At 73.3% G+C, this 6,432-nt stretch carries 6 protein-coding genes, 1 tRNA gene and 1 pseudogene; 2 read left to right on the forward strand and 6 right to left on the reverse strand.

What is annotated here, in order from left to right; all coding sequences use genetic code 11:
- From ACWEN3_RS38380 to ACWEN3_RS38395, 4 genes and pseudogenes are all read right to left on the reverse strand, one after another.
- A pseudogene (locus ACWEN3_RS38380) lies at positions 1-224 on the reverse strand (N-6 DNA methylase); the annotation flags it as partial.
- 26 nt (positions 225-250) lie between these two features.
- A complete protein-coding gene (locus ACWEN3_RS38385) occupies positions 251-1,255 on the reverse strand; it encodes a Gfo/Idh/MocA family protein (protein ID WP_452980950.1) in 1,005 nt (334 codons plus the stop codon).
- Positions 1,256-1,298: 43 nt separating this feature from the next.
- Positions 1,299-2,075, reverse strand: coding sequence for an SDR family oxidoreductase (locus ACWEN3_RS38390; RefSeq protein ID WP_452980953.1), 777 nt, complete (start codon positions 2,073-2,075; stop codon positions 1,299-1,301).
- 15 nt (positions 2,076-2,090) lie between these two features.
- Positions 2,091-3,257, reverse strand: coding sequence for a phytanoyl-CoA dioxygenase family protein (locus ACWEN3_RS38395; RefSeq protein WP_452980956.1), 1,167 nt, complete (start codon positions 3,255-3,257; stop codon positions 2,091-2,093).
- A gap of 110 nt (positions 3,258-3,367) precedes the next feature.
- On the opposite strand from ACWEN3_RS38395, the gene ACWEN3_RS38400 reads away from it, so the two are divergent.
- A complete protein-coding gene (locus ACWEN3_RS38400) occupies positions 3,368-4,390 on the forward strand; it encodes a LacI family DNA-binding transcriptional regulator (protein ID WP_452980959.1) in 1,023 nt (340 codons plus the stop codon).
- Here the strand turns inward: ACWEN3_RS38400 and ACWEN3_RS38405 are convergent.
- Both ACWEN3_RS38405 and ACWEN3_RS38410 read right to left on the reverse strand, forming a co-directional pair.
- Positions 4,380-5,531: a Gfo/Idh/MocA family protein gene (locus tag ACWEN3_RS38405; protein ID WP_452980961.1), complete on the reverse strand. Its 1,152-nt coding sequence runs from the start codon at positions 5,529-5,531 to the stop codon at positions 4,380-4,382. The genes ACWEN3_RS38400 and ACWEN3_RS38405 overlap by 11 nt on opposite strands.
- 109 nt (positions 5,532-5,640) lie before the next feature.
- A complete protein-coding gene (locus ACWEN3_RS38410; protein ID WP_452980963.1) occupies positions 5,641-5,985 on the reverse strand; it encodes a cupin domain-containing protein in 345 nt (114 codons plus the stop codon).
- A 341-nt stretch (positions 5,986-6,326) separates the two neighbouring features.
- On the opposite strand from ACWEN3_RS38410, the gene ACWEN3_RS38415 reads away from it, so the two are divergent.
- Positions 6,327-6,400: transfer RNA gene (locus ACWEN3_RS38415), tRNA-Pro, on the forward strand.
- Positions 6,401-6,432: the final 32 nt, after the last annotated feature.

The raw sequence follows: 6,432 nt of genomic DNA on the forward strand, positions 1-6,432 counted from the left end.
CTCATGATCTCGACCATGTCGCACAGGCGCTGCTGCACCTCCTCGCGACCGTGCCCGTCGGCGAGCCGGGCCAGCGCGTGCTGCACCCAGGCCAGCTCGGACTCGGTGCGCGCCGGGAAGCCGTACTCCCAGCGCGGGTCGTAGGCCAGTTCGTCGTGGCCCCAGTTGCGCTCGTTGAACGGCGGGTGGCACAGCACGGCCTCGGCGCGCAGCTCGGGGGGACTTCGGGCCGTCGCCGCCTCCCCCCCCGTCAGGCCCCGCGTACCTCCGTGAGGGTCACCGGACGGTGCTCGTGGAGCGAGAGCGTGCAGGCTTCCGCGATCCAGCCAGCTTCGAGGGCGTCCTCGATGGTGCAGGGGGAGGGGCGGGTGCCGTCGACGACCTCGGTGAAGGCGGTCAGTTCGGCGCGGTAGGCGTCGGTGAAGCGGTCCATGAAGAAGTCGTGCGGGGCGCCGGACGGGAAGGCGACGCCGGCCTCGACCGAGCGCAGCGGCAGCTTGTCGTCCAGGCCGACGGCGATGGAGTCGGCGAAGCCGTGGAGTTCCATGCGGACGTCGTAACCCCGGGCGTTGTGGCGGGAGTTGGAGACCACCGCGATGGTGCCGTCGTCCAGGGTGAGGATCGCCCCGGTGGTGTCGGCGTCGCCCGCCTGCCTGATGTAGTCGGCGCCCCGGTTCCCGCCGGCCGCGTACACCTCGGTGACCTCGCGGCCCGTCACCCAGCGGATGATGTCGAAGTCGTGCACGGAGCAGTCGCGGAAGATGCCACCCGAGGAGGCGATGTACGCGGCCGGGGGCGGCGCCGGGTCCAGGGTCGTGGAGCGGACCGTGTGCAGCTTGCCCAGCTCGCCGGCCCGGACGGCGGCCCGCGCGGCCGCGAAGCCCGCGTCGAAGCGGCGGTTGTAGCCGATCTGGATCGGTACGCCGCTGTCCCGCACGGACGCCAGCACCCCGACGCCCTCCGCCATGCTGCGGGCCACCGGCTTCTCGCAGAAGACGGGGACGCCGGCCTCCACGCCGGCCCGGATCAGCGCGGGATGGGCGTCCGTGGCCGCGGCGACGACCAGGCCGTCCACCCCGGCGGCCAGCAGTGCCTCCGGCGAGTCCGCGACCTCGGCCCCGAACCGCTCGGCGGCGGCCTTGGCCGCGTCCGCGAACGGATCGGCGACGACGAGCGACTCGACGGCGTCCAGCCCGGACAGGGTCTCGGCGTGGAAGGCGCCGATACGGCCGAGGCCGAGGATTCCGATGCGCATGGGTGGTGCAACTCCTTGGGTCCTGGATACGGAGAGGGGAAGGTCAGTCGAGGGCGCCCAGCACGTTCTGGTCCCAGTCGATCACCGAGCCGGTGACCACCCCGGACCGGTCGGACAGCAGGAGCACCACGAAGTCGGCGATTTCGTCCGGCTGGCCGAGCTTGCCCATCGGCAGCCCGGCGGCGGCCTGCTCGCGCCAGTCGTCGCCGGCGCCGTGGAAGGCGCGCTGGGTGGCGTCCTCGCCCTCGGTCGCGGTCCAGCCGATGTTCAGGCCGTTGATCCGGATCCGGTCCCAGCGGTGGGCGTGCGCCGCGTTCCGGGTCAGCCCCACGAGGCCCGCCTTGGCGGCGACGTACGGCGCGAGGAACGGCTGCCCGCCGTGCGCCGAGGAGGTGATGATGTTGACGATCGTGCCCGGCGCCTTGCGGGCCACCATGTCGGCGACCGCCGCCTGCATCGCGAAGAACGGCCCCTTGAGGTTGATCGCGATGTGCGCGTCGAACAGCTCGGGCGTGGTGTCCAGCAGTGTGCCCCGGGAGGTCAGCCCGGCCGAGTTCACCAGGCAGTCGATGCGCCCGTGGGCGTCCACCACCTCGGCGACCGCCGTCCTGGCCTGCTCGGCGTCCGACAGATCCACCTGGATGTACGTCGCCTTGCCCCCGGCGGCCGCCAGCTCCGCCACCAGCGCCTCGCCCGGCTCCGGGCGCCGCCCGGTCACCGCCACGACGGCGCCCTCACGGACGGCGGCCCGCGCGACGGCGGCACCCACCCCCTGGCTGCCGCCGTTGACGAGCACGACCTTGCCGTCGAGAAGTCCCATGCCCTGTCCGCCCTCTCAGCTCTCGCGCCGCGCGGCGGCGGCCCGCAGTTCCTCGCGCAGCCGCTCCGGCGCCCACGCCTCGCGCACCGCCCGCCGCACCAGGTCCGCCTGCGACGGCGGGGCCAGACCGTCGACCGGCGGGTCGCTGTACAGGTTGGTGGGGAAGGGGTAGCCCTCGGCGCTCGCGGCGATCACGTGCTCCAGCCACTCCCGCGGCGCGCCCTCGGCCTCGCGCCTCAGCAGCACCGGGAACACCGCGTTCGCCACCGCCTCGCGGTCGACGGTCTCCATCGCGCGCCCGAAGGCGGAGGACACCTGCAGCAGATTGGCCGTGCGCCGCACATCAGCCGTCCGGTTGGTGCCGGCGGCGTGGAACAGCGCCGGGTTGAAGAAGGCCGCGTCGCCCTTGGCCAGCGGCAGTTGCACGTGGTTCGCCTCGAAGTACGCGCCGAACTCCCGGAGCCGCCAGGCCAGATAGCCCGGCTCGTACAGCTGCGAGTACGGCAGGTAGAGCGTCGGGCCCGACTCCACCGGCATGTCGCAGTGCGCGACCGCGCCCTGGAGGGTGAGCACGGGGGAGAGGCGGTGCACATGCGCCGGGTAGGCGGCCGCCGCCGCGTCGCTCAGGAAGCCGAGGTGGTAGTCCCGGTGCGCGCTCTGCCCGGCGCCGCCCGGGTTGACCACGTTGACCTGAGAGGTGACCTGGTAGCCGGGGCCCAGCCAGGCCGCGGAGACCAGGGCGAGCACGTCGTTGGCGTAGTAGTCGGCGAACGCCTCCGGATCGTGCAGCGCCGTCTTCTCCAGCGCGTTCCACACCCGGTCGTTGGCGCCCGGCCGGGCGAAGTGGTCCCCGGCCCGCGCACCGGAGGCCCGCTGACCGGCGATCAGCGCCTCGAACACGGCCGTGACCCGGTCGACGACCGCCGCGTCGGGGAAGGCGCCCCGCACGACCACGATCCCGGGGCCGTCGGCCAGCGCCCGCACCAGCTCGTCCCGCAGCGCGTCCCGGTCGGCGGCCGTGCGCAACCGCTCGCCCTCGTAGACGAGGACGTTGTCCCGCACCGACTCCGCGTGCGGGAAGTCCGCGCGGTCCGTCGCGCGGTCGAGCAGGCGGCGGAAGGCGTCGAGATCGCAGTCCCGCTCGGACAGCCAGGGACGGCGGGGCGGGGAGGTGACGGACATCGGTCTCCTTCTTTCGGTCACAGGAGCGACGCGGCCCTGTCATTCTTGTCAGTACAAACCCGTCGAACAACCAGCAGGCAACCGTCAAAAACCCCTCAAGGAGCCGGTCCATGGGCCACCCGTTCCCCCTCCGGGAGATCGCACGTCAGGCAGGTCTGAGCGAGGCCACCGTGGACCGGGTGCTGAACGGCAGGGGAGGGGTGCGCGAGAGCACCGCCCAGGAGGTGCACCGGGCCATCGCCGACCTCGACCGGCAGCGCACCCAGGTCCGGCTGGTCGGCCGTACCTTCATGGTCGACATCGTGGTGCAGGCGCCCGAGCGGTTCACCACCGCCGTACGCGCCGCCCTGGAGGCCGAACTGCCCGGACTGCACCCGGCGGTGGTCCGCTCCCGCTTCCGCTTCCGCGAGACCGGCCCGGCGCACGAGCAGGTGCGCACGCTGGACCGGATCGCCCGCCGGGGCTCGCAGGGCGTGATCCTCAAGGCCCCGGACGTCCCCGAGGTGACCGCGGCCGTCGGCCGGCTCACCGCCGCCGGGATACCGGTCGTCACCCTCGTGACCGACCTGCCCACGAGCGGCCGGCTCGGCTACGTCGGCAGCGACAACCGGGCCGCCGGCGCGACCGCCGCCTACCTGATGGGCCAGTGGCTCGGCGACCGGCCCGGCAACGTCCTCACCAGCCTCAGCAGCGGCTTCTTCCGCAACGAGGAGGAGCGCGAGATGGGCTTCCGCAGCGTGATGCGGGCCCGGCACCCGGAGCGGACCCTGGTGGAGATCGCCGAGGGACAGGGCCTGGACGCCACGCAGTACGACCTGGTGCGCGCCGCCCTGGAACGCGACCCGGAGATCCGGGCCGTCTACTCCATCGGCGGCGGCAACGACGCCACCCTGAAGGCCTTCGCCGACCTCGGCCGCGACTGCGCGGTGTTCGTCGCCCACGACCTCGACCACGACAACACCCGCCTGCTGCGCGCCCACCGCCTGTCCGCCGTGCTCCACCACGACCTGCGGCACGATCTGCGCGGGGCCTGTCACGAGGTGATGCGCTTCCACGGCGCGCTGCCGCCCGCCGGGCCCCTGCCGCCGTCGGCGATCCAGGTGGTCACCCCGTACAACATGCCTACAGGCTGACCCAGCTGCCGCTCGCGGCCGACTCCGCCATCGCGTCGAGCACGGCCGCGCTGTGCACCGCGTCGGCGAGCGTGGCGCCGTACGCCGTGCCCTCGGCGACGGAGCGCACGAACCGGTACGCCTCGATGACCTTCAGGTCGTCGTAGCCCATCGCGTTGGCCGCGCCCGGCTGGAACGCGGCGAACTCACCGGCGCCCGGGCCGACGTACACCGTGCTCACCGGCTGGTCCTGGTAGGTGGTGCCCCGGCTGACCGCCAGCTCGTTCATCCGCCGGAAGTCCCAGAACACCGCCCCCCTGGTGCCGTGCACCTCGAAGCCGTAGTTGTTCTGCTCTCCGACCGAGACCCGGCAGGCCTCCAGCACGCCACGCGCGCCGGAGGCGAAGCGCAGGAGGCAGCCGGCGTAGTCCTCGTTCTCCACCGGGCCGGGCTCGCCGCCGGAGGCGAGGGCGTGACCCGCCGTGGCGCCGGTCGGCCGGGCGCGCTCCGGGACGAAGATCGCGGTGTCGGCGGTGAGCGAGGCGATGTCGCCGAGGAGGAAGCGGGCCAGGTCGGCGCCGTGCGAGGCCAGGTCGCCGAGCACCCCGCTGCCGCCCCGCTCGCGCTCGTACCGCCAGGTCAGCGCGCCGTCCGGATGGGCCGCGTAGTCGCTGAACAGCCGGATGCGCACATGGGTGACCGTGCCGATCTCGCCTGCGGCGATCAGGTCGCGGGCGGCCTCGACGGCCGGGGCGTTGCGGTAGTTGAAGCCGACCGTGCCCTGCACCCCGGCCTCGGCGACCGCGTCCGCGACCGCGCGGGCGTCCCCGGCGGTCAGGCCCACCGGCTTCTCGATCCAGATGTGCTTGCCGGCCCGCGCCATCGCCACGCCGATCTCGCGGTGCAGGAAGTTCGGCGCGGTGACGCTGACCGCCCGCACCCGTGGATCGGCGGCCACCTCGCGCCAGTCGCGGGTGGCGGAGGCGAAACCGAACCGCTCGGCGGCCTCCTCGGCCCGGCCCGGCACCTCCTCGGCGACCGTGACCAGCCGGGGCCGCAGCGGAAGCCGGGGATAGTGGTGCGGGAGGCGGGCGTAGGCCTGGGTGTGCACCCGGCCCATCCAGCCGAATCCGACGACGGCGACTCCCAGCTCTTCCACCATGACAGCCTCTCCCTGGCCCTGCTGGACCGGTCCACCCTCTGTCCGGGCCACCTTTGTGCGGACATGACCAGCGTGTCAACGGCGCCGCCGTCCTCCTGACCCGGGTCCGTCAGAGGTTGATCGCGTACGCCTTGCGCAGCGTCTCGTGCACGGTCCACGTCGTACGGTCGCCCGCGCGCAGCACCGCCATGTCACCCGGCCCGACCTCGAGCGTCGGCCCGTCCTCGAACTCGATCGTTGCCGACCCGCTGACCACCACGAACAGCTCGTCCGCCTCGGTGTCGGTGACCACGCCCGGAGTGATCTGCCAGATCCCGCGGATCTGCCGGCCGTCGGCCGACTCCCAGACCACCTTTCCGGTGACCTCCGGAGTCCCGGAGACGATCTGCCCCGGGTCGAGGGGCTCGGGTTCGAGATCGGCGTCGGGGATGTGGAGCGCGAAGCTGTGCGTCATGGGGCGACCCTAGCGAGCGCCTTCCCCCGGCCGCCGTCGACAGTGTGTGGGGCGTCGGGCCTGGTCGGAGGACACTTCGTCGGGCCGTGCGGACGGGCGGCGGCGCCGGGCCGCCGCTACGACGCCCGCCGGCTGCCGGCGACCGCGTTCGCCTCCGGTCGCCCGACGGCCTGGAGTACCCGGCGTTCGGCCTGAACAAGGCTGGTCGTGGTGGTGGCGAACGCGCTGATCAAGCAGGCGGGGGCGCGATGCCGCCGGCCCGGCGGTGAAGGCACGGGCACCCGCGCGAGTGCGGTAGGGTTGACCTGCGTGATCACGCGGGAGAACCGCGTGGACCGCAACGGGACGTGGCGCAGCTTGGTAGCGCACTTGACTGGGGGTCAAGGGGTCGCAGGTTCAAATCCTGTCGTCCCGACTCGCGAGTTCCGCGGGTCAGGCTCAATCAGT

The sequence above is a fragment of the Streptomyces sp. NPDC004561 genome (genome assembly GCF_053602155.1).

Coding starts and splice junctions, on each gene's coding strand:
- ACWEN3_RS38385 (WP_452980950.1), bottom strand. CDS start 1,255: ATGCGCATCGGAATCCTCGGCCTCGGCCGTATCGGCGCCTTCCACGCC.
- ACWEN3_RS38390 (WP_452980953.1), bottom strand. CDS start 2,075: ATGGGACTTCTCGACGGCAAGGTCGTGCTCGTCAACGGCGGCAGCCAG.
- ACWEN3_RS38395 (WP_452980956.1), bottom strand. CDS start 3,257: ATGTCCGTCACCTCCCCGCCCCGCCGTCCCTGGCTGTCCGAGCGGGAC.
- ACWEN3_RS38400 (WP_452980959.1), top strand. CDS start 3,368: ATGGGCCACCCGTTCCCCCTCCGGGAGATCGCACGTCAGGCAGGTCTG.
- ACWEN3_RS38405 (WP_452980961.1), bottom strand. CDS start 5,531: ATGGTGGAAGAGCTGGGAGTCGCCGTCGTCGGATTCGGCTGGATGGGC.
- ACWEN3_RS38410 (WP_452980963.1), bottom strand. CDS start 5,985: ATGACGCACAGCTTCGCGCTCCACATCCCCGACGCCGATCTCGAACCC.